The 21,854-nt window shown below is 59.9% G+C and carries 16 protein-coding genes; 6 read left to right on the top strand and 10 right to left on the bottom strand.

What is annotated here, in order from left to right; genetic code table 11:
* The 6 genes from RAE21_RS02920 to mutS all read right to left on the bottom strand — a co-directional run bounded on the left by RAE21_RS02920 (window position 1) and on the right by mutS (window position 9,067).
* The gene (locus RAE21_RS02920; protein ID WP_313880066.1) at window positions 1–804 is read right to left on the bottom strand and encodes an alpha/beta hydrolase; all 804 of its coding nucleotides are present in this window, start codon (window positions 802–804) and stop codon (window positions 1–3) included.
* 10 nt (window positions 805–814) lie between these two features.
* Window positions 815–1,642, bottom strand: a complete 828-nt coding sequence (locus RAE21_RS02925) for a proteasome-type protease (protein ID WP_313880067.1) — start codon at window positions 1,640–1,642, stop codon at window positions 815–817.
* Window positions 1,643–1,687: 45 nt separating this feature from the next.
* A complete protein-coding gene (locus RAE21_RS02930; protein WP_313880068.1) occupies window positions 1,688–2,209 on the bottom strand; it encodes a hypothetical protein in 522 nt (173 codons plus the stop codon).
* Window positions 2,206–3,291, bottom strand: a complete 1,086-nt coding sequence (locus RAE21_RS02935) for an AAA family ATPase (protein ID WP_313880069.1) — start codon at window positions 3,289–3,291, stop codon at window positions 2,206–2,208. Before RAE21_RS02935 ends, RAE21_RS02930 begins: the two co-directional genes overlap by 4 nt.
* 159 nt (window positions 3,292–3,450) lie before the next feature.
* Window positions 3,451–6,483: a class I SAM-dependent DNA methyltransferase gene (locus RAE21_RS02940; RefSeq protein ID WP_313880070.1), complete on the bottom strand. Its 3,033-nt coding sequence runs from the start codon at window positions 6,481–6,483 to the stop codon at window positions 3,451–3,453.
* Window positions 6,484–6,502: 19 nt separating this feature from the next.
* Window positions 6,503–9,067 (bottom strand): DNA mismatch repair protein MutS, encoded by a 2,565-nt coding sequence (gene mutS, locus RAE21_RS02945; protein ID WP_313880071.1) that lies wholly within the window; start codon window positions 9,065–9,067, stop codon window positions 6,503–6,505.
* A gap of 146 nt (window positions 9,068–9,213) precedes the next feature.
* Between mutS and RAE21_RS02950 the strand changes: the two genes are divergently transcribed.
* A complete protein-coding gene (locus RAE21_RS02950) occupies window positions 9,214–12,141 on the top strand; it encodes a sensor domain-containing protein (RefSeq protein WP_313880072.1) in 2,928 nt (975 codons plus the stop codon).
* Window positions 12,141–15,080 carry a sensor domain-containing protein gene (locus RAE21_RS02955; protein WP_313880073.1) on the top strand — a complete coding sequence of 980 codons (2,940 nt, stop codon included), beginning with the start codon at window positions 12,141–12,143 and terminating at the stop codon, window positions 15,078–15,080. The genes RAE21_RS02950 and RAE21_RS02955 overlap by 1 nt, the downstream gene beginning before the upstream one ends.
* Here the strand turns inward: RAE21_RS02955 and RAE21_RS02960 are convergent.
* The gene (locus RAE21_RS02960; protein ID WP_313880074.1) at window positions 15,077–15,991 is read right to left on the bottom strand and encodes an inositol monophosphatase family protein; all 915 of its coding nucleotides are present in this window, start codon (window positions 15,989–15,991) and stop codon (window positions 15,077–15,079) included. The two genes, RAE21_RS02955 and RAE21_RS02960, sit on opposite strands and share 4 nt — an antisense overlap.
* Window positions 15,992–16,123: 132 nt before the next feature.
* On the opposite strand from RAE21_RS02960, the gene RAE21_RS02965 reads away from it, so the two are divergent.
* Both RAE21_RS02965 and cysE read left to right on the top strand, forming a co-directional pair.
* A complete protein-coding gene (locus tag RAE21_RS02965; RefSeq protein ID WP_313880075.1) occupies window positions 16,124–16,963 on the top strand; it encodes an RNA methyltransferase in 840 nt (279 codons plus the stop codon).
* 9 nt (window positions 16,964–16,972) lie between these two features.
* Window positions 16,973–17,746: a serine O-acetyltransferase gene (gene cysE / locus RAE21_RS02970; RefSeq protein WP_313873617.1), complete on the top strand. Its 774-nt coding sequence runs from the start codon at window positions 16,973–16,975 to the stop codon at window positions 17,744–17,746.
* Window positions 17,747–17,862: 116 nt separating this feature from the next.
* Here cysE and mog read toward each other — a convergent pair whose 3' ends face one another.
* Both mog and yjgA read right to left on the bottom strand, forming a co-directional pair.
* Window positions 17,863–18,468, bottom strand: a complete 606-nt coding sequence (gene mog / locus RAE21_RS02975; RefSeq protein ID WP_313882641.1) for a molybdopterin adenylyltransferase — start codon at window positions 18,466–18,468, stop codon at window positions 17,863–17,865.
* Window positions 18,469–18,479: 11 nt separating this feature from the next.
* On the bottom strand, window positions 18,480–19,136 hold the full coding sequence (yjgA, locus tag RAE21_RS02980) for a ribosome biogenesis factor YjgA (protein WP_313873616.1): 657 nt from the start codon (window positions 19,134–19,136) through the stop codon (window positions 18,480–18,482).
* Between the two features lie 23 nt (window positions 19,137–19,159).
* Here yjgA and pmbA point away from each other — a divergent pair, with 23 nt between their 5' ends.
* Together pmbA and RAE21_RS02990 are read left to right on the top strand one after the other, a co-directional pair.
* The gene (pmbA, locus tag RAE21_RS02985; RefSeq protein ID WP_313880076.1) at window positions 19,160–20,572 is read left to right on the top strand and encodes a metalloprotease PmbA; all 1,413 of its coding nucleotides are present in this window, start codon (window positions 19,160–19,162) and stop codon (window positions 20,570–20,572) included.
* Between the two features lie 10 nt (window positions 20,573–20,582).
* Window positions 20,583–21,380 carry a DUF4399 domain-containing protein gene (locus RAE21_RS02990; RefSeq protein ID WP_313880077.1) on the top strand — a complete coding sequence of 266 codons (798 nt, stop codon included), beginning with the start codon at window positions 20,583–20,585 and terminating at the stop codon, window positions 21,378–21,380.
* Here RAE21_RS02990 and RAE21_RS02995 read toward each other — a convergent pair.
* Window positions 21,377–21,823 (bottom strand): GatB/YqeY domain-containing protein, encoded by a 447-nt coding sequence (locus RAE21_RS02995; RefSeq protein ID WP_313880078.1) that lies wholly within the window; start codon window positions 21,821–21,823, stop codon window positions 21,377–21,379. The two genes, RAE21_RS02990 and RAE21_RS02995, sit on opposite strands and share 4 nt — an antisense overlap.
* Window positions 21,824–21,854: the final 31 nt, after the last annotated feature.

The raw sequence follows: 21,854 nt of genomic DNA on the forward strand, positions 1-21,854 counted from the left end.
TCAGCCCCCGAGGTTGCGAAGGGCCGCTTCCAGCGCCGCCGCTGTCGCGAGGGGCTTTTCCATGGGGAAAAGATGGGTGCCATCGAGCATCATGTTCCGTCCCTTGGTGATTTTGTTGGTCAGATCCATGCCGACTTGCTTCATCTCTGCGGACTGGTCTCCCCCGATGAAAGCCACAGGGCATTTCAGCGGATGACGGGCCAACAAGCGATCCAGGTTGTCGGGCAAGGTGTTGTAGAAAGCGGTTTCTACATCACGGTCGAAGGCTAGCACGCGTTTGCCTTCGCTGTCTTCAGGGAAATCGTGTACGTAATCCAGCAGGACTTGCGGGTCCCAGCGGGCAAAAGCCTTTTTGTGCTGGAAATGCGCAAGGGCCGCATCGGCGTCAGGCCAGCTGTTACGCCGTTTGCGGCTCACCGCGCCCGGCGATATCGACCCCACGAGTTGGGTGGTTTTGGCTAAGCCCACCATACGCGAGCGCCAGCCGCCCACCAAAGGGGAGTCGATCAACACCACACCTTTGGCCAGACCGGGCTGGCGCGCTGCCGCCATCACACTCAAGAAGCCCCCCAGCGAGTGGCCCACGAGCCAGACAGGCTCGCCGGCTTTTTCGACGATGGGGGTTGCAAAGTCCACCAGCTGTTGTACGACGTTCGGCCAGTTGTTGCTGACCGGGTAGCGTGGATCATGGCCGTATTTGTCAACGGCTTTGACGCTGTAGCCCCGGGCACGCAGGCTTTTGAAAAGCACTTTGTAGGTGGCGGCGGGAAAGCTGTTGGCGTGAGAGAAAACGATGGTCGACATGCGGGCGAGACTAAATCAATTTCTCGTCAGGGGTGGTGATCTTCTTCAATGGCAGGCTGCGGGTGCTGGGTATCAACAGCGGCACATCGGTCTGGCCGCCGTTCCACATCGGGTCTTCAATGCTGTCGAACACTTCGCGCAGCTTCTGGCCCCAGCTGTTGTGCAGCATCTTGAAGTACGGGTTGTTCTCGTCGATGCATACCACCTTGTCGGTCTGGAAGCTGTTCGCTTCGTACACCACCATGTCCAGCGGCAGGCCCACCGACAGGTTGGACTTGAGGGTGGAGTCCATGGACACCAGCGCGCATTTGGCGGCCTCGTCCAGCGGGGTGTCGGGGGTGATCACGCGGTCTAGCACCGGCTTGCCGTATTTGGATTCGCCCACCTGGAAGTAGGGCGTCTCGGGGGTGGCCTCGATGAAGTTGCCGGCCGAGTAGACCTGGAACAGGCGCATGCCTTCGCCCTGAATCTGACCACCGAAGATCAGCGACACGTTGAAGTCCACGCCCGCATTCTTGAGTGCAGCGCCGTCGCGCTCTTGTACCTTGCGGATGGCCGAGCCCAGCACGCGGGCAGCATCGAACATGCTCTTGGCGTTCCAGATGGTGATGCCTTCGTCGTCTTCGTGGTCCTTGAGCTTTTCGATCTGCAAGATCTCGCGGACTGATTGGGAGATGCTGAGGTTGCCGGCCGAGAGCAGGACCATGAAGCGGTCATTGGGCTTCTCGTACACGATCATTTTGCGGAAGGTGCTGATCTGGTCGAGTCCGGCGTTGGTGCGGGAGTCTGAGAGGAACACCAGGCCGGCGTTGAGTTTGATGGCGACGCAGTAGGTCATTTTTATTGTCGTTGAGGGCGAAACCTAGAGTGTATCGAGGCGAGATCACTTACCGGTTTCGAGCAATGTCAAAAGAGCCTGCAAGGTCGCCACCGTAGTTCGGGCATCCTCCAGAACTGCTTTAGTGAAAAAGCGTGGATAAATTCTGGGCTCTGAGGCAGGGCCGCCAAAGGCTGCTTCGAAGGCTTGCTTCAATTGTTCAGTCGTTCTGTCTTGAATCGACTTTTTGTGGATTTGTAGCAGCAGGCCCTCAAGACAAGGAGTGGACGCCAATACTTGAATTCGCTCTTTGCGGGCAATGCTTTCAGTCCTCTGGTCCCAGCCAACGTCTGTATCCAGCAACGCCACACGATGGTCGAAATCAGCATTTCTCGATTGCCGAATCACGACATTCACCACATGCGATGCACCCATGCCGCGTGCATTTTTCACGTCGAATCGAAAGCCACAACCACGCTGGACATAGAGACCTACCAAGTGCTTCAGAAAATACTCTTCAGAATAGCCTTCCCCAACCACCAAAATTGTTCTGACAACACTTCGTCGAGCAAGTTTGTGATTGCTCATAGCTGCGGCACTGCCCCGTAGGCACCTGCCATGTACTTGGCATAGTGGTTATGGTCTGCGCGGATGCCCTCTACGCTGTCAAGCCGCCAGGCACTGCTCTCGTTGAATTCGTTTTTCTCAACCAGCGTCACTTGCGATTTGTGGAGCAAATTCAGCACCTCCATGGCATGGCAAGTGAAAAGCAGTTGTGCCTTGTGCGGATTGGTTCGCGGATTGGCAAACAAATCCAAAATCGGTTCCAGCATGTGGGGGTGCAAGTCGTTCTCGAACTCATCAATGACTGCCAAGCCACCGGCCTCCAATACGGGTAGAAGCCGAGAAAGCAAAATGAACGCACCTTGGGTGCCGCTGGACTCTTGCGCAAAGTCCAGTGCAAAGCTGGAGCCATCGTGCATTTTGTGAAAGCCGTAGGGTCGCCACAACTTTTGTTGCGTGTTGTCGGGGCCAGTGACCTCAAATTCTTTCAATTGCACATCACTAAGCCCCAAATCCCATTGCGATAGCAGTTGGGTCATGGAGACTCGGTGCGCATCATGGTTAGCAAACAACTTGGCGGCAGCAATCAGTTGATTGCTGTCCTGAACTATCCGCCCGTATTGATGAATATTGCTCCACACATAGGGTGCAACCATGCGTAAGGCCAATGGCACCCCGTACTGAGCGGCAGTAGCAATCAGTGACGCGTTGGGCCGCACCTTCACGGCCTCTGAGGGGGCAAAGCCAAAATCTTGTTGTTTCACGGTGTAGGTCTGCCGTGCCTCATCCCAATTGCGGACAAACACGTAGCTCATGCGCTGACGTTTTACATAAAGGGCCTCATGCAGTACGCGTTGCTGTGTGGCACGCAGGGTGTACCGCCAGAGCTGCCCATCAAAGTCGATTTCTGCCTCAAACTCAGTGGCTTCATCAGCGCCTGCTGGGTGGGGGCTGAAAGGCAAAGGCGCAGATGGCTCCATTTGGAAGGAATGAGCCATAAACCAGTGCACGAATACCACCGGCTTGAGCAAACCCGTCTTCCCACTGGCATTGGGGCCAATGACGGCCATGACTGTGCTCAGTCGCTCGCCCGTATCGGCGTCCATGGACCAAGCAGATGACGCATTGCGCTGATCAACTTGCCAAGAAACCTCAGTGCGTTCACGGAAAGACTGGAAATTGGAGAAGGCAAAACTATGTAGCATGCCCCTATTAAATCACTTTTCGTACGAAAATTTGTACCAAAATTGATTTGATACCCTTTTTTAGGACTTCGAGCGTGCCAGGTTGAGAGCCAGTAGGCGTTTCAAAACCTCTTCGTCGGGCATGGCGGTGGTGTAGTCGGACCAGCCGTATGCGGCGGCCACGGCCTGGTCCAGTGCCTCATGGGCTGCCTGCAACCAAGCCGGGCGCTGGTTGTAAAGCTTGGTCAGAGTGCGCTGGGCTAAGTCTTTCTCAAATCCAAGCTTGGGCACGATGCGGTCGGGGTAGGGGCTGGTGGTCATGCCTAGCGGTACGACTTCAGGCAACCGTTCAGTCCACTCGGGCGGGTTGAGCCAGTTCTCCCGCAAGTCGTTGAGGCGCTTAGCGGCTTGGGCAATGCTGGTTGCTACAGTTTTCGTAGCTGCTTGCGCATATAAGGCGTGCGCTAGAGGCTGATTTGACTCGGAAAGCCCTGCCGGAATCAGCGCGCCACCGGCTACAAGCTCTGTGCGCTGGTGGGCAGTGTCGGCGGGCGTCAGGCCCTCGGGGAAGGGGAAGGTTTCGAAGCAGGTGGTGGGGGTGTAGCGAGGCCGATCTTCCAGCGATGTGCCCATACGCAGCGACCAGAGTTCGTGGAAGCGGCTGTGCAGGATGCCGAAGGTGGTGTCATCGGCGCGGGTTATTGCGACGACGGCGCTGTCTGGAAGCACTGCGCTGTTGAACCATGCGAATACTCGATGTTTAGAAACTCTGGGCGAGATGATCTGTCGCGGTATCTCTGCAAGCGCCAGCTTCATCGCTGGGCGTGGATCTCCATGACTCCACCAATGCAAGCGATGCCAGTCGCGTCGGAGTTCTAGGCGTGTCGGTTTGACATGCTGTGCAGCGTGAGCAAAAGGCAACTCGAAGAGGCTGGCATCTGCTTCGGACATCTTGTCGAAGTCAACAACCCACAAGTTCTCCGGGCGGCGGGTCACGCTCAGGCCATTCGCCCAGGGCCGCACCACTTGCGCGTTCGATTGACCATGAGGATTAGGCTGCGCTAGCCAAGCTACGGCTGTTTCGCGGGGAACGTCAAACGGGCCGTTCTTCTGCGTGCCGATGAATGAGGCTTCGGCATTGGCAGACAACTTGGTAGCTGTCGTCAGGTCGCCACCACCTGCGGCATCTTGTGCGCTCAGGTCGGCAGCAATCAGCGCAACGGAAGTACTGTTTAAACAGGCTTCTTGGTCAGCATGGCCAAACGCCACCAAGGACACTCGGACTGCCGCGCCTTCATTCACCCAGCCTTCGTCACCCCAAGCTTCGTAAATGCGCGTGGTCGAGCAAATAGCTTCCAGAACTTTGCGATTGGCTCCGCCACGTATGGAGTTGGTCGACACCAAGCCGGCTGCGCCCAAACCATGGCTCTCGATAGCTTTGCGAGACTTTTCAAACCAATAGCACACCAAGTCGGCACCACCGGGGACGCGATCGGCATAGACCTTGCGCAGGGTGAGTGTGTAGGCCTCGCCTAACTCACGGATCATTTTTCGGTCGCCCAAAAACGGCGGATTCCCAATCACCACGCTGGCTTTGGGCCACTGGGCTTCTTCTACTGCGGGCGGTGCATCCGGATCGTCCTCCATTGGCACAAAGGTCAGCAGCGCATCGCGGCACTCAATATGATCCAGCGGCTCCAGCACGGGGTTGGTCTTGAAGTCGTAGCCATGCTCAATGCGCCACTGCAGTTCGCCAATCCACACCGTTACCCGCGCTAGTTCGGCGGCGTATTCGTTGAGCTCGATGCCCAACACGTTGTGCGGGCCAGTGACCAAGTCGGCCTGCCGGTCGAGCCCTAGGTTGGCGGCATCGAGGTGGCTTTTGTGCTCTATATCTTTCAGGGCTTTGAGGCCAAGGAATAAAAAGTTACCGCTGCCGCAGGCCGGATCGAGCACGCGGTAGGCGTTGAGTTGCTCAAGCCAGTCGTGAAAAAGCCGCTCTGCTGCCTGAAACGAGGCATCACCTGCCGAAGCCCGGAAATGCCTGCCGCCCGCGGAATAGGCCGCTCGTCGCTTTTGCTTACTCTTAGCCATTAGCGTCCGTATTTCCTGCGCTACTAGCTCCCATTTTTGTAGCAGTGGGCGGGTCAACACCGGCTCCACGATGCGCAGGATAGTGGCCGGGTCGGTGTAGTGGGCACCGAGCTGGCTGCGTTTGGCGGGGTCCAGGCCCCGTTCAAACAGGGTGCCGAAGATGGACACATCAATAGCCGACCAGTTCAGCGAGGCCGCGTTGCGCAACTCGGTCACTTCCATGATGGTGAGCATCGGCACTTTCACCTTCTTGAACAGCCCACCGTTGAACCACGGGATGTCGTCGTTGCCATACAGGCCGCCCTTGCGCATCACCGTGAACAGGTTGGTAAGGCCCTGGCTGAGTCGGTCGGCGGTGAGTTGTTTGTTGTTGACCAGCCCTTCAAACATGCGACCGGGGAGCAGGCCCACGTCTTCCGCAAAGAAGCAAAACAGGCACTGGGTAAGGAAGTGGGCGACTTCATCTGCGTGCTCGCTGGTGCCCGGGCCGCGTTTGCGCAGGCCTTCGGCCAGGGTGGCAAAGCTCTTGGCGGCGGCTTCGGTGATGTCACGGCTGGTTTTCTTGGGGCGAAAGCTCTCAGGGTCGGTCCACAAGCGGCGTAGCAAGGCTTGTTTTTCGGGCTGGGCCAGCTCGGCCAGCAACACGGTGTGCACCTCAGACGGATGGCCGTTGAATTGGGTGTGGATGCGGATGGTGAGCCGGTCGCACACCACCAGCAGTGGCGGGTTGCTGAGCGCTAGGCTGTAGGTCAGCAGTTGCTTGAGCGCGGCATCCAAGTTGCGCCCAGGTGCTTTGTTTTCCCAAGCGAAGTGGTTGCGCTTGAACACGTCGGCATAGCCACGGGCTTCGCCCAGGATGAGTGTGTCTTGCTCAAACAGGTAGTCGCCATCGGTGCCGGGTGTGGGCACGCCCAGCAATTGGCACAGGTCCATAAAGTGTGGCTGTGCGCCTTGGCGCTCGTTCAGTTCATATGACGGGCCACCGGGGCCCCATTTAGCGATGAATTGCTGCGGCGTCATGTTGTATCCCTGCTTGTTATTAGTTTTTGCTCGCTAGAGCTTTTAGCTGATACAGCGCGTCCATCGCTTCCCTGGGGCTCAGTGCATCAGGATTGATGGCCGAAAGCGCCGATTCCAGTGCGCTAGTCGCTACTACTTCTGTAGCGGGTGGCGCGGCGAAAAGGTCTACTTGGGTTTGGGATTCGCTGGCCTGGGCTTCCAGCGCGTCCAAAGTATGGCGGGCGTGGTTGAGCACGGCGGCGGGCATGCCGGCCAGGCGGGCCACTTGCACGCCGTAGCTTTTGCTGGCCGGGCCGGGCTCAATGGCGTGCAGGAACACAATGTCGCGGCCCGCTTCGGCAGCGCTCACATGCACATTCAGCGCCGCGTGGTGGGTGGCGGGGAACTCGGTGAGCTCGAAGTAGTGGGTGGCAAACAGGGTGAACGCCTGCGTTTTGTCGTGAAGCTGGGTGGCTATTGCCGAGGCCAAGGCTAGGCCGTCAAAAGTGCTGGTGCCGCGGCCGATTTCGTCCATCAGCACCAGGCTATGGGGTGTAGCGCTGTGCAGGATCTGCGCGGCCTCGGTCATCTCGAGCATGAAGGTGGACTGGGCGTTGGCCAAGTCGTCCGCCGCGCCGATGCGGGTGTGGATGGCGTCAATCGGCCCCAATCGGCATGCCTGCGCAGGCACGTAGCTGCCGATGCTGGCCAGCAGCACAATCAGGGCGACCTGGCGCATGTAAGTGGATTTACCGCCCATGTTGGGCCCGGTGATGATCTGCATGCGCTGCTTCACACCCAGTCGGGTGTCATTGGCAATGAAGTTGCCACTGCTCAACTCGGCCAAGCGCGCCTGCACCACGGGGTGCCGGCCTTGGGTAATGTCGATGCAGGGCTCGGCCACAAATTGCGGGGCATTCCAGTCCAGCGTGAGCGAGCGCTCGGTCAGCGCGCACAAGGTGTCCAGCGCGGCGAGCGACTGGGCTACGGCCGTGAGCGCGGCGATGTGTGCCTGCAACTGGTCCAGCACCTGTTCAAACAACCATTTCTCGCGGGCCAGCGCGCGCTCCTGGGCGCTCAGGGCTTTGTCTTCAAAGGCTTTGAGCTCGGGGGTGATGAAGCGCTCGGCGTTTTTCAGGGTCTGGCGGCGGCGGTAGTCCTCGGGCACTTTGTCCACCTGGCCGGTGGTGACTTCGATGTAGAAGCCGTGCACCTTGTTGAACTGCACCCGCAGGTTGGCAATGCCGGTGCGGGATTTCTCGCGGACTTCGAGGTCCAGCAAAAAGTCATCGCAGTTGGTTTGGATGGCACGCAGTTCGTCCAGCTCGGCGTCAAAGCCGTCGGCAATCACGCCACCGTCGCGCACCAGCGCTGCAGGTTCGGGGGCAATAGCGCGCCCCAGCAGGGCAATGGCCTCAGCAGGTGGCTGCAGGTGGCTGCAAATATGTGCCAAATAGCCCTCTAGCGACCGCAGGTTGTGCGCGAGAAGCTCTGTTTTTTGTAGCGTTTGCACCAGCGCCACCAGCTCGCGTGGGCGCACTTGGCGCAGGGCAATGCGGGCAGTGATGCGTTCCACATCAGCACACCCTTTGAGCTGACCACGCAGGGTTTGCCACATGTTGTGGCGCAGCGTGCCAATGGCCAGCAGGCGGTGCTGCGCCTCGGTTCGGTCGCGCAAAGGCTCCAGCAGCCAGCGTTTGAGCAGGCGGCTGCCCATGCCGGTCATGCAGGTGTCGAGCAAGCTAAAGAGGGTGGGGCTGTCCTCGCCGCGCAGGGTCTGCACCAGTTCCAGGTTGCGGCGGGTGGTGGCGGGCAGGTCGATGAGCGCGTCGTCGCGCTGCACCTGCACGCTGTGGATGTGGGTCAGCGTGCGGCCTTGGGTGTGTTCGGCATAGCCGATCAGAGCGCCCGCTGCAGCATGGGCCAAGGCCAGCTCTTGGGCGTTCCAACTGCTAAGGCTGGCGGCTTGCAGCGCGTCCAGCAGTTTGCGCTGACCCAAGGCACTGTCGAACTGCCATTCGGGGCGGGCAGTCAAATAGACGGCTGTGCCGTGGCGCAGGCGTTTGATTCGGTCTTCAAAGGTGGTGGTGCAGCCCGCGCTGTAAGCAAGTTCGCTGGGGGCGATGCGGCTCACCCAGTCGGGCACTTCGTCAGGCGTGCATTCGGCGAGAAACACCACGCCCTGGGTGACGGACAGCCATGCCAGGCCGCAGCGGTTGCGCGGGCCTTGGTGTACGGCCATCAGCATGGATTCTGTTTTTTCGGACAGCAGCTCGGCGTCGGTGAGCGTGCCGGGCGTGACCACGCGCACGACCTTGCGCTCCACCGGGCCTTTGGTGGCCCCCACTTCGCCGGTTTGCTCGCAAATGGCTACCGACTCGCCGTGGCGGATCAGTTTGGCCAGATACCCTTCCATCGAGTGGAATGGCACACCGGCCATGACTACCGGTTGCCCGGCGGACTGACCACGGGTGGTGACGGTGATGTCCAGAATCCGGGCCGCCTTTTCGGCATCGTCATAGAACATCTCATAAAAGTCACCCATGCGGTAGAAGAGCAGGGTGTCGGGATGGTCGGCTTTGAGCCCCAGATACTGCTGCATCATGGGGGTGTGCTGGTCGAGTGGAGCGGAGGCTGGGGGACGTGTCACAGTAGGGGGAGAAGGTAGTCAGGCGAGGGCGTGCTGCACTTGGCGCAAGCCCGCTTCAGGCCCTATCATAAGGAGGTCACACATCAAAGATACCGCCTACAGTGCAACCTCCTCCGGAATCTTCATCGTTTGATCCCGATGCTTCGGCTGCTGCCGACCATCCACCGCCAGCCGGTGTGGGGGCGGGTGTGTTTCACATCATCTTCGAGTCCAGCCCGGAGGCCATTGCGCTGACACGGGTCCGCGATGGTGCCATCGTCCAGGTGAACCGCGAATGGGAGTCCATGACCGGGTATCGCCGCGAGGAGGTGGTGGGGCGCACCGCGCTGGCCTTGGGCCATTGGCTGCACCCTGAGCAGCGCACATCGATCTTTGGTGATCTGAAGCCCGGTGGCCGAGTGATGGACGTCGACGTGTCCCTGGTCATGAAGGACGGCTCCCCACGCGTAGTGCGCCTGAATGCGACCATGCTGATGGAAGCGGGTGAGGCGTACATCCTGATTTACCTGCGCGATGTCACCGCTGACCTGTTGGCCCATGAGGCGCTAAGGTCGGGTGAACTGGCGCTGGCCCATGCCAACACGGCGATGAACCGGCAGGTCAAGCTGCATGAGCTCACCGAGTCAGTGGCGCAAGTGGGGCATTGGGTGAACTACCCCGGAGACAAGACCGTCTACCTCTCCCCCGGTTTGGCCCAGATTGCGGGCTTGGAGCAAGAGGCGGTTGTCACCATGGATATGTTGTGGGGGCGGGTGTTTCCGGAGGATCTGCCCGCGTTGCACCAAGCGCGCCATCGGATGGACGGCGAAGTGGTGGAGTTCCGCTCTTCGGGCCCCGGAGGGCGGACGCTGTGGGCGCGTTCCCGCATGCACCGCCAAGTGGTGGACGGACGGGTGTTGGCTGACTTCGGGGTGGTTCAAGAGTTCACGCATGAGCGCGAAGCGCGCGACAGCCTCCAGAAACAGTTCGATTTCATTCACAAAATCACCAGTCGCGCGCCCGGCATGTTGTTTGAGTTCCAGCGTTTGCCGAACGGGCGGTTCAGCTTTCCGTTCGTCAGCGATGCGGTCCGGCAATTCTTCGGTGTCACAGCAGAGCAAGCCCGTGCAGATTCCCGGCGCTTGATGTCGCGCATCCACCCACAGGATGTGAATCAGGTCATCAATACCACCCTGCATGCGACACAGACCATGCAGCCTTGGCAATGCGAGTTCAGGGCGCAGGTGCCCGGCGCGCCGCTGCGCTGGTTGTTGGGGACCTCGATTCCAGAAAAGCTGGCGGACGGCGCTGTGCTGTTCACCGGGTCTATCACCGACATCACTTCGCAAAAGCTGGCCCTCGAAAAGCTCCAGGAGAGCGAAGAGCGGTTTCGTAGCCTTTCCAGCTTGTCTTCAGACTGGTACTGGGAGCAGGACGCCGAGTTGCGCTTCACCCGCATTGATGGAAATGGCGCCAATACGGACCGTTTGGCGCCGCAGTCGTCCATCGGTCATACCCGCTGGGATTCCGGGGCGCAAGGGGTCAGCCCTTCTCAATGGCGGGCCCATATGAAGGCGCTCGAAGCCCGCCAGACTTTTCAAGATTTCGAGATGCAACGGGAGTTGTCAAACGGGCAGCTGATGTGGATATCGATCAGCGGAGCCCCTGTTTTTGACAGTCAGGGCCGGTTTTGCGGCTATCGCGGCACAGGGCGGGACATCTCATCGAGAAAAGCCGCGGAGTCTGAAATCGAGCGCCTCGCTTTTTTTGATGCGCTCACAGGCCTGCCGAACCGGCGGATGCTCTTGGACCGGCTCGGGCTGGCCTTGTCGTCGAGCCACCGCAGCGGCCAGCACGGGGGCTTGCTGTTTATCGACCTCGACAATTTCAAGGTACTCAACGACACCCTTGGCCACCACATGGGCGATTTGTTGCTCAAGCAAGTGGCCCAGCGTTTGCAAGAGTGTGTGCGCAGTGTCGATACCGTGGCCCGCCTGGGCGGCGACGAGTTCGTGGTCATGTTGGAAGAACTGCACGCCGATGCCGCGATGGCGGCCACTGAGGCAGAAGCCGTCGCCAAGAAAGTGCTGCACACCCTGAACAAACAGTTTGCGCTGGGCAACCACAACATGCACAGCTCGCCCAGCATTGGAGTTGCCATGTTTTGCGGGCACGCAGAAGGTATTGAGGAGCTGCTCAAGCGGGCTGATTTGGCCATGTACCAGGCCAAAAATGCAGGCCGCAACACCGTGCGGTTTTTCGATCCGGCTATGCAGTTAGCAGCCTCTGCCCGTGCAGAGATGGAAGTCGACCTGCGCAAGGCCTTGCAGGAAGAGCAGTTGGTGCTGTACTACCAACCGGTGGTGACCGCGAATGGGGCCATTACCGGCGTAGAAGCCCTGGTGCGGTGGATGCACCCCGCTAAAGGCATGGTGTCTCCGGGTGAATTTATTCCGCTGGCAGAGCAGACAGGGCTCATACTCCCCTTGGGGCAATGGGTGCTGGAGGCAGCCTGTGCCCAGCTGGTGGCGTGGAGTGCGGATCCGCACACGCAGCGCCTGAGCGTGGCGGTGAACGTGAGCGCCAGACAGTTCCGGCATCCCGATTTCTCGACCCATATTCTCGATTTGTTGCGGACCAGCGGGGCAAATCCCTACCGCCTGAAGCTTGAACTCACTGAAAGCCTGCTCTTGACTGATTTTGAAGAAGCGGTTTTGAAGATGAGCGAACTCCGGTCGATCGGGGTGAGCTTTTCACTTGATGACTTTGGCACGGGCTATTCGTCCCTGGCGTATTTGAAACGGCTCCCCTTGGATCAACTAAAAATCGATCAGTCGTTCGTGCGCGATGTGTTGACCGACCCGAACGATGCCGCCATCGCGCGCACGATTTTGAGCCTTGCCAAAAGCATGGACCTCGGGGTGGTGGCGGAGGGCGTCGAAACAGCGGGGCAGCGCGACTTTTTGCTCGCGGCCGGGTGCCACGCGTTTCAGGGTTACTTTTTCGGCCGGCCAGTGCCTGTTGAGCAACTGCAACTAAGGCCCTTGTAATGTCTGAAAACGCCGCCTCCGGTGATGCGGTCCCCCTGACTGAGCTGGACGGCTTGCGCACGGCCAATGCGTCGCTGGAGCGGGTGAACCGCCGCCAGTTCGATATGTTGCAGGCGCTTTTTTTGCACAGCCCGGCCGCCATTTCTTTGCAAAGTGTGGAAGATGGCCGGTTTGTGGATGTCAATATCCAATGGCAGCGGTTGACGGGCTACTCGTGGGAGCAAGCGACCTCAAGTACTTCACTGAGCTTGGGGTTCTGGCCGGATATCGAGTCCAGAAACCGCGCGCTGGCGGAGCTGGAGCAAGACCCCTCCCTCTCGGGCGTGGAAATCAACTTCACCAACGCCCGCGGCGAAAACATGTTGCTGGAGTGGCGTGGCTCGGTCATGCAGATTGCGGGCGAGTCGTTCTTGCTGGCGTATTTGATCGACATCACCGCGCAGCGAGTGGCCCAAGAGGCCGTGGTCGAGGGCGAGCATGCCTTGCAGGAGGCCAATGACGACTTGCGCGGACAGGTGGAGTTGTACGAAGAAACCGAAAAACTGGCCCAAGCGGGCCATTGGATCGTGCCCCAGGGCCATTCCATACCGCGGTGGTCCCGGGGCCTGTTTCAGATGGCACGGATCCCATGGACTGAAAAGATAGGCCCTGATGTTTGGGAAACTGGCCTGCACAAAGATGACCGGGCGAGCTACCTCGCAGCGCGTGAGGCCATGGATGGCCGGTTGGCAGAGTTCCGGTGGACTTGCCGCGACGGCGATGTGCGCTGGTGGCGCAGCCGCATGCACCGTTACCACCGTCAGGATGGAAGCTATGTGGATTTCGGTGTCGTCCAGGACTTCACCGAAGAGGCATTGGCCGAGCAGGTGCTGCAGCAGCGTTTGGATGTGATTCAGCGCTTGACCAGCCGTTTGCCAGAGATGGTCTTTCAGTTCGAGATGTTCACCCGCGACAGTGGTCGCTTTGTGTTTGTGAGCGATGCGTGCAGTGACATTTTTGGCGTGACTCCGGAGGAGGCGCGTGCCAACCCCGCCAGCGTGTTCCGATTGGTGCATAGCGATGACATCATCCAAACGCTGAAGTCCATGAACGCCGCGGCATCGGACGCGACCACTTGGGCCCAGGAGTTCCGTATCCGCCGGCGGGATGGCACGGTGCGCAGCCTGTTCGGCAAAGCGATTGTTTTTCTGGAGCCCACGGGCCGCTTTAATGCGTATGGCTCTCTGACCGATGTGACTGAGCACAAGGCCTCGTTGGCGGTGCTTCAGGAGAGCGAGGCCCGGTTCCGAGCGCTGACGGAGCTCTCCTCCGATTGGTACTGGGAGCAGGATGCTGACCACCGCTTCATTCGTTTTGACGGCGCCTTACAGGCCGGCAAGACCAAAACAGGGGAGCGGAATATCGGGCTGACCCGATGGGATGCCGGTGCGATCAACATGACAGACGCTGATTGGCAAGCCCATCGCGCCCTGCTGGATGCAAGGTTGCCTTTCTATGAGCTGGAGCTGTGTGACCACGATGCGGACGGCGTCGTGTTTTGGATCTCTGTCAGCGGCGCTCCCATTTTTGACTCGCATGGCGTGTTCAAGGGCTACCGGGGCATCGGACGGAGCATTACCGAGCGCAAGGCGGACGAAGCCAAGATTGAGCGGCTCGCTTTTTACGATGTGCTCACTGATCTGCCGAACCGCAGGTTGCTGCAAGACCACTTGCAGTACGCAGTGGCGGCCTGCGCCCGCGGGCGCCTGCACGGAGCATTGCTGTTCATTGACTTGGACAACTTCAAAGACCTCAATGACACCCGGGGGCACGATGTCGGCGACCGGCTGCTCACCCTGGTTGCCAGACGCCTGCAAGCCTGCGTCCGTGAATCCGACACAGTGGCCCGCCTGGGTGGGGATGAGTTCATTGTTCTGTTGCAGGACCTCGATGGCACCGCAGCCCAGGCTGGCCTCCAAGCCGAAGCGGTGGGGCAAAAAATCCTGCTCCAGTTGAATGCCCCGTATGACCTGCCCGGCGGCCCGCACCACAGCACCCCCAGTGTGGGCATTGTGCTGATTCATGGGCAGCGCCAGTCGGTGGATGAGCTGCTCAAGCAAGCCGACTTGGCAATGTACGAGGCCAAAGCGGCGGGTCGTAATACGCTGCGGTTTTTCGATCCGGCCATGCAGTTGATGGTGGCCCAGCGCGCCGAGCTGGAGTCGGACCTCCGCCTCGGGCTGAAGCGCGGTGAGTTGATGTTGTATTACCAGCCCGTGGTGGATGCAAACAGAGCTGTGGTGGGTGCTGAGGCGCTGTTGCGCTGGCTCCATCCGGGGCGCGGTCTGGTGTCGCCATTGGAGTTTGTGCCGCTGGCAGAGCAGACCGGCTTGATCATTCCGGTGGGTGTGTGGGTGTTGCAGACGGCGTGTGCGCAGCTGGCGCAATGGGCTTCAGACCCTCTGAGTGCCCACCTGACCGTTGCGGTGAATGTGAGCGCCCGTCAGTTCCGCCAAGATGAGTTTGTGTCTCAAGTGCAGGGTGCGCTCCAGCAAACCGGAGCCGACCCCAAACTACTCAAGCTCGAGCTGACGGAGAGCCTGCTGCTCACCGACACCCAGGATGCCATCATGAAAATGGCCGCCCTCAGGAGTCTGGGCGTGCGCTTTGCGCTGGATGATTTTGGAACCGGCTATTCATCGCTGTCGTATTTGAAAATGCTGCCCTTGCAGCAGCTCAAAATCGACCAGTCATTTGTGCGGGATGTGCTCACCGACCACAACGATGCGGCCATTGCCCGCACGGTGCTCGCCTTGGGGCGAAGCCTCGGCTTTGATGTGGTGGCCGAGGGGGTGGAAACCGAGGGGCAGCGCCAGTTCCTGCTAGATCAGGGCTGCACCTTGTTCCAGGGTTATCTGTTCGGCCGACCGGTGCCGGTGGCCGAGTTTCGCTTCAATTAAAAGGGGGCGTCTTCGCCGCTTGCAGCGGGTGCTGCTGGCTCAGGGGCGACCGGGTTGTCGGCTTCGATGGCAGCCTGACGTAGCGCCGCTTTTTCGCCGGCAGGGGCGAACTTGCTGTACTTGCCCAAAAGGCTGACCAACTGACCGTAGACGCGCGGGTTGCCGGCCAGGCACTCGTGCTGCTCCAGGAAATCAGCTTCACCGGTGAAGTTGCCTACCAGTCCACCGGCTTCGGTAACCAGCAAAGAGCCAGCTGCCACATCCCAAGGTTGCAGGCCGAGCTCAAAGAAGCCTTCGGTATAGCCGGCGGCCACATAGGCCAAATCGAGCGCAGCAGCGCCGGGGCGGCGCAGGCCAGCGGTGCGTTGCATCACATCGCCCATCATTTGCAGGTATTGGTTGAAGTTGTCACCCTGGCGGAAGGGGAAGCCGGTGGAAATCAGCGACTCTTTGAGCTGGGTGCGCTTGGAGACGCGGATGCGGCGGTCGTTCAGGTAAGCGCCACGGCCCTTGGTGGCGGTAAACAGGTCGTTGCGGGTGGGGTCGTACACCACGGCTTGCTCGACCTTGCCGCGCACCGCCAGAGCAATGCTCACGCAGTACACCGGCAGGCCGTGGATGAAGTTGGTGGTGCCGTCCAGCGGATCGATGATCCAGACGTATTCAGAGTCGCGGGCGCCGAATTCGCTGCCCGATTCTTCGGCGAGGATGCCGTGGCCGGGGTAGGCCGTCAGCAGGGTTTCTATGATCGCTTGCTCTGCAGCCTTGTCCACTTCAGTGACAAAGTCGTTGGCTTTTTTCTGTGACACGCGAACGGATTCGATGTCCAGCGCAGCGCGGTTGATGATGGAACCGGCGGTGCGGGCGGCCTTGATGGCCACGTTGGCCATGGGGTGCAGATTGAGCGTCATAAATTGTGGGGGAAGAACTGGAAGGACCGCTTGGCGATGCAGGCGGCGACAATAGGTGCATTTTAACGGTTCGGCTTTGGTTGCGCACCCTATCTTTGTGCGGTTGCAGCAATTTGGCCTCATTCAGTCTGCATGCACACCCGATTTATCCTCATTAATACCAGCCACGCGGGCAATGTGGGCGCCGCTGCCCGCGCCATCAAAACGATGGGTTTCGACGATCTCGTGTTGGTCGCGCCCCGCTGGCCCAATGTGTTGCGCCGGGAAGAAACCATTCAGCGCGCCAGCGGCGCCTTGGATGTGCTGGACAAGTGCCGCATCGTTGACACTCTGGACGAGGCGCTGGATGGCATCACCCATTTGTGCGCCACGGCCATGACCCCGCGGGACTTCGGGCCGCCCACCACTACGCCACGAGAGCACTTTGAAGCGCTATCAAAAAAAGAGCTGCTCGCGCAGACGCCATCGGCGCCGGGCAATGATTTGGCATCTGAACCTGCAGTGCAGGGGCAACAAGGCATCGGCTTTTTGTTCGGCTCCGAGCGCTTCGGCATGCGCAATGAAGACGTCTACCGCTGCCACGTCTGCCTGTCCATTCCCAGTAATCCGTCCTTCGGCTCCCTCAATATCGGCGCGGCCCTGCAGGTCATTGCCTATGAGTGGCGCTTGGCCTTGGGTGGTTTTGGAGTTCAGTCTCCTTTCGCTCCGTCACACCTGGCCGATGCAGCGCAGGTAACGGGCATGCTGACGCATCTGGAGCAGTCGCTCGTGCAGCTGGGGTTTCTCGATCCTGCGGCGCCCAAAAAACTGATGCCCCGGCTCAATGCCCTGTTCAACCGGGCGCAGGTCACGCAAGAGGAAATCCACATCCTGCGGGGCATTGCCAAGGCCATCCTGCAGCAAAACCCGCAATTGCCTGCCCGCAGTGCGGATTTGGTGGCGATAGACGGCAAGCCGGTCTTGAAGGGATAGACTGCCGCTATGTTTGCCCGCATCCGATCCGACATCCAGTGCATCCTTGACCGTGACCCCGCTGCCCGCAGTACCTGGGAGGTCATCACCTGTTATCCCGGCCTGCACGCGGTGGTGTTGCACCGTCTTGCGCATTGGTTCTGGACCCACGGCCTGAAGTGGCTGGGGCGCTTTACTTCCCACATTGCCCGCTTTCTGACCGGGATTGAAATTCACCCCGGGGCCAAGCTGGGTGAGCGCGTCTTTTTTGACCACGCCATGGGCGCGGTGGTGGGGGAGACGGCCGAGATCGGCGACGGTTGCACGATTTATCAGGGCGTGACCTTGGGCGGCACCAGCCTGTACAAGGGCGCCAAGCGCCACCCCACACTGGGCAAAGACGTGGTGGTGAGTGCCGGTGCCAAAGTGCTGGGTGGTTTTGAAGTGGGTGACGGCGCCAAAATCGGCAGCAACGCCGTCGTCATCAAACCGGTGCCGGCAGGGGCGACAGCGGTGGGCATTCCGGCGCGCATCATCCCCAGCAAAGAGGGTATGAGTGCGGATGTGACCACCCAAGACCGCAAGTTCACCGCCTATGGCATCACCCAGGACGACGACCCGGTGAGCCAGGCTCTGCGCGGCCTGGTGGACAGCGCCTCTGGCCAAGACCACCAGATAGCGATGTTGTGGAAAGCCGTCGAGCAACTGTCAGCGCGCCTGGCAGACAGCGACTGCGTGCCCAAAGACGCGGCCCGCAAAGAGTGCTTTGAGGCCGCGAAAATCAACGAGCTCATCGGGAAATAAGGAACACCCCCGAGCGGCTTTGCCGCCTCCCCCTTGCAGGGGGCAACACCAGCAGGCTGGCGGAGCCAGACCTGCGGTGTTTTTGGGTTAAGACACGCGCGCCGAATAGGTGGCGCTTACCGAAACGAAGAGCTTCCTAAGTCCTGCGTCGGGCGGATGGCGCTTTTGGGGCGGAAGGCCTTGCAGACGGTATCTACGGTGTCGATGTACGGGCCACCGATCAAGTCCACGCAGTAAGGTACGGCAGCAAAGATGCCGGGTACCACTTGCTTGCCCTCGGCGTCCTTCACGCCTTCCAGGGTTTCTGCAATCGCCTTGGGTTGGCCGGGCAGGTTGATGATGAGTGTCTGGTCGCGGATGACGGCGACCTGGCGCGACAAAATCGCCGTGGGCACAAAGTTCAGGCTGATAGCGCGCATTTGCTCGCCAAAGCCCGGCATCTGCTTGTGTGCGACTGCCAGTGTGGCTTCCGGCGTAACGTCCCGCAGTGCAGGGCCAGTGCCGCCGGTGGTCAGCACCAGGGCGCAGCGCGCGTCCACCAGTGCGATCAAGGTGTCCTCGATCGTGCTTTGGTCGTCGGCAATCAAGCGGGTTTCAAACACCACCGGGTTCTGCACCGCGCGGCTGATCCAGTCTTGCAGCGCCGGTATGCCCTTGTCCTCATAGACGCCAGCAGAGGCCCTGTCGCTGATAGATACCAAGCCGATGCGCACCTCATCCATCGCGCGACCGTTCAATCCTCATCTCCTTCGTCATCCTTGGCAGCCGCATCTTGCTTCGATGCTTCCTGGTGGGCCAGCAGGGACTCACGCACGAGTTGAAAAATTTCGCGGTACGAGCGGCCGTGGCGGATCGCTTCGCCGGGTTTTTCGGGTTTGGCGTCTTTGCGAGCCTGGCGGACCAGAGCCCGCAATTGCTGGCTGTCGGTGTCTGGGCTCAGATTGAGCCACTGGCCGACGGCATCGTCATCGGCAATCAGCCGGTCGCGCCATTGTTCGGCCTGGTGGAGCACCATGGTTTCTTGGACCGACGGCATGTGCTGTTCTTCGAGCGCTGCGCGGATCTGGTCCCATTTGGCCGGGTCGAGTTTGCGCATCAGCTTGCCGATGAACTGCATCTGGCGGCGTTTGCCCTCAAAGTTGGTGATGCGTTTGGCTTCCGCCACGCCTTCCACCAACCGGTCGGGCAGTTCTAGTTTGATCATCAATTCGGCGCGCATGTTCAGCAGGTCTTCACCCAGCTTTTGCAATGCGTCGCTTTCTTTTTTGAGGTCGGTGCGGGTCGGTTCATCCGTGCCCTTGAGTTCGCGCTTGTACTCCAGATCGAGTGCGCTGCCTTCGGCAACGAACAAGCCCCGGACGTAATAGCCCTTTTTTAGTTTGCGTGACATAGCCAAGTATCATATCCGTCGCCATGAAGAAACCCACCTCCGCCCGTCCCCAGCCCTCCACACCCTCCGTAAAACCCGCTGACAGCGGTTTCGCCTACACCCGCGCTTTTTTCGAAACCCGCGTGGATGCTGCGTTGGCCCACGCCAAAAAACTGGGTGCCAGCGATGCCGGGGCCGAGGTGTCGGAAGGTTGTGGCCTGAGCGTTTCCGTTCGCAATGGCGAACTCGAAAATGTGGAGCGCAACCGGGATAAGTCCTTGGGCGTCACGGTCTACCTCGGCAACCGCCGGGGTAACGCCAGCACCTCTGATTTTTCGGATGCGGCGATTGAGCAGACGGTGCGTGCCGCCTATGACATCGCCCGTTTTACGGCAGAAGACCCGTTTGCCAGCCTGCCCGATGCGGACGATATCGTGCCGGTCTCCGAGCGCGAACGCGAGTTGGATTTGTTTTTCCCATGGGCCGTGACCAGTGAGCAGGCTGCTGCCCTCGCGCTGGAATGCGAAGCCGCCGCACTGGGTGTGAGCAAGCGCATTACCAATAGCGAAGGCGCGGCGGTATCTGCGCAGCAGTCGCATTTCTTCAGTGCACACACCCGCGGATTCCGGGGTGGCTATGCTTCTTCCCGCCATTCGTATTCGGTCTCGCCGATTGCCGGCAAAGGCAAGGATATGCAGCGCGACGCATGGTTCAGCTCCATGCGCTCAGCGGACGAATTGGCATCGCCCCAAGCGGTGGGTCGCTATGCGGCAGAGCGCGCATTGAGCCGCTTGAAGGCCCGCAAGATCGCCACCGTAGAGTGCCCTGTGCTGTTTGAATCGCCGTTGGCAGCCGGTTTGTTGGGCGCTTTTGTCCAAGCTGTCAGTGGTGGAGCCCTTTACCGCAAGAGTACCTTTCTGCTCGACTCGTTGGGCAAGCAAGTGCTGCCCAAGCACATCGACATTCAGGAAGACCCGTTTGTGTTGCGCGGCAAGGGCAGCTCCCCATTCGACGACGAGGGTGTGCGTGTGCAGCCCCGTAAAGTGGTGGAAGCTGGCCGGGTGCAGGGCTACTTTTTAAGCAGCTACTCCGCCCGCAAACTGGGAATGCGCACCACTGGCAACTCCGGTGGCTCCCATAATTTGACCTTTACCTCCCGCTTGACCAAGGCGGGCGATGACCTCGATGCCATGCTGCAAAAGCTCGGTACCGGCCTGTTTGTCACGGAGTTGATGGGGCAAGGCGTGAACTACGTCACGGGCGATTACAGCCGTGGCGCCAGCGGTTTTTGGGTCGAGAACGGGCGCATTGCCTATCCGGTCCATGAAATCACCATCGCCGGCAATATGAAAGACATGCTCAAAGGCATTGAGGCAGTCGGCGCCGACGCCTACAACTACGGAGCCAAAACTGTGGGCTCTGTGCTGCTGAATCGCATGAAAGTGGCAGGTAGCTGAAAGGGTATTTATGCGGCGATTTGCAGTCGGAGTAGGGGCCCTGGCGCTATTTGCCGGGCAACTGGCATGGTCTCAAACTCCAGCAAATACCACCCGCACCTTGCACCCGTGGCAAGCGCCCATGCCTGCCGGCAACGCAGAAGCGTATTTCACCAACCTCAAGTCCGGGGACCGGATTGAAACCCCTTATGTCTTGAAGTTCGGCTTGTCCGGTGGCTGGGGTCTGGCGCCTATCTCCAAGCCCATGGGGGGCAAAAGCGGCCACCACCATTTGCTGGTGAATCGTGATTTGCCACTGGATTTCAAGGCGGCGCTCCCCTTTAACGAGCAGTACATCCACTTTGGCAAAGGCCAAATGGAAACCGTGCTCACGCTGGCCCCGGGAACCTACACCTTGCGGATGCTGTTGGCCGATGACAAGCATCTACCCCATTTCGTGTACAGCAAGCCGCTGAAGGTCACGATCACCAAGAAAAACGCCGTAGACCCCAAATCTTTGGTCAAGCCCGGGTTGGCATTGATGCTGTCTGAGGGGGAGCAAAAGCCGCCATTCCGGGTGCAGTTCCATGCTTCCGGCTTGAATGTCGGCCATGCCGCACAGCAGGAAAAAGACACGGGCCATTTCAAGCTCACCGTCACCAGCAAGACGGGCGCGGTGGCTGAAATGGACTTTGCGGAGGGACAAACCGAAGCATGGTTGGCCCCGCCCGCCGGGGATTACACCCTCAAGCTGGACTTCGTCGACAACCTGAATCCCCAGCAAGTGTTGACAGGGCCGGTCACGGCCACTGTCAAAGTGAAGCCTTAGCCCGCCAGTGCGGCCTTGACGGCTGCGGACACGGTGCCCATTTCGGCCTTGCCGGCCAATTTGGTTTTGACTGCACCCATGACCTTGCCCATGTCGCCGGGGCCGGAGGCACCCAGTTCTGCCACGATGGCCTTGACTTCCGCCAGCACCTCGTCCGCGCTCATGCGCTGTGGCAAATAGGTTTGCAACACTTTCATTTCAGCCGCTTCTTTGTCAGCCAGCTCTTGGCGTTCCGCTTTCACGAAGGCCTCAATCGAGTCCTTGCGTTGCTTGATCAGTTTGTCGACGATGGCGACCACCATGGCGTCGTCCAGCTCCACGCGCTCATCGACTTCCTTTTGTTTCAAGGCGGCCAGCAGCAGGCGGATAGTGCCCAGGCGCTCGCTGTCTTTGGCGCGCATGGCGGTTTTCATGTCTTCGGTGATCTGGTCTTTGAGGGACATAGCGGTGCTTCCTGAGAGTGAAACAAAAGGG

This window comes from Rhodoferax potami (assembly GCF_032193765.1).
GTDB lineage: Bacteria > Pseudomonadota > Gammaproteobacteria > Burkholderiales > Burkholderiaceae_C > Allorhodoferax > Allorhodoferax potami.

Bases quoted from the DNA above. Each gene is read 5' to 3' on its own strand.
- RAE21_RS02920 (WP_313880066.1), bottom strand. From the start codon at position 804: ATGTCGACCATCGTTTTCTCTCACGCCAACAGCTTTCCCGCCGCCACC.
- mutS (WP_313880071.1), bottom strand. From the start codon at position 9,067: ATGATGCAGCAGTATCTGGGGCTCAAAGCCGACCATCCCGACACCCTG.
- RAE21_RS02990 (WP_313880077.1), top strand. From the start codon at position 20,583: ATGCGGCGATTTGCAGTCGGAGTAGGGGCCCTGGCGCTATTTGCCGGG.
- yjgA (WP_313873616.1), bottom strand. From the start codon at position 19,136: ATGTCACGCAAACTAAAAAAGGGCTATTACGTCCGGGGCTTGTTCGTT.
- RAE21_RS02930 (WP_313880068.1), bottom strand. From the start codon at position 2,209: ATGAGCAATCACAAACTTGCTCGACGAAGTGTTGTCAGAACAATTTTG.
- RAE21_RS02960 (WP_313880074.1), bottom strand. From the start codon at position 15,991: ATGACGCTCAATCTGCACCCCATGGCCAACGTGGCCATCAAGGCCGCC.
- RAE21_RS02955 (WP_313880073.1), top strand. From the start codon at position 12,141: ATGTCTGAAAACGCCGCCTCCGGTGATGCGGTCCCCCTGACTGAGCTG.
- pmbA (WP_313880076.1), top strand. From the start codon at position 19,160: ATGAAGAAACCCACCTCCGCCCGTCCCCAGCCCTCCACACCCTCCGTA.
- mog (WP_313882641.1), bottom strand. From the start codon at position 18,468: ATGGATGAGGTGCGCATCGGCTTGGTATCTATCAGCGACAGGGCCTCT.
- RAE21_RS02995 (WP_313880078.1), bottom strand. From the start codon at position 21,823: ATGTCCCTCAAAGACCAGATCACCGAAGACATGAAAACCGCCATGCGC.
- RAE21_RS02965 (WP_313880075.1), top strand. From the start codon at position 16,124: ATGCACACCCGATTTATCCTCATTAATACCAGCCACGCGGGCAATGTG.
- cysE (WP_313873617.1), top strand. From the start codon at position 16,973: ATGTTTGCCCGCATCCGATCCGACATCCAGTGCATCCTTGACCGTGAC.
- RAE21_RS02940 (WP_313880070.1), bottom strand. From the start codon at position 6,483: ATGACGCCGCAGCAATTCATCGCTAAATGGGGCCCCGGTGGCCCGTCA.
- RAE21_RS02925 (WP_313880067.1), bottom strand. From the start codon at position 1,642: ATGACCTACTGCGTCGCCATCAAACTCAACGCCGGCCTGGTGTTCCTC.
- RAE21_RS02935 (WP_313880069.1), bottom strand. From the start codon at position 3,291: ATGGACGCCGATACGGGCGAGCGACTGAGCACAGTCATGGCCGTCATT.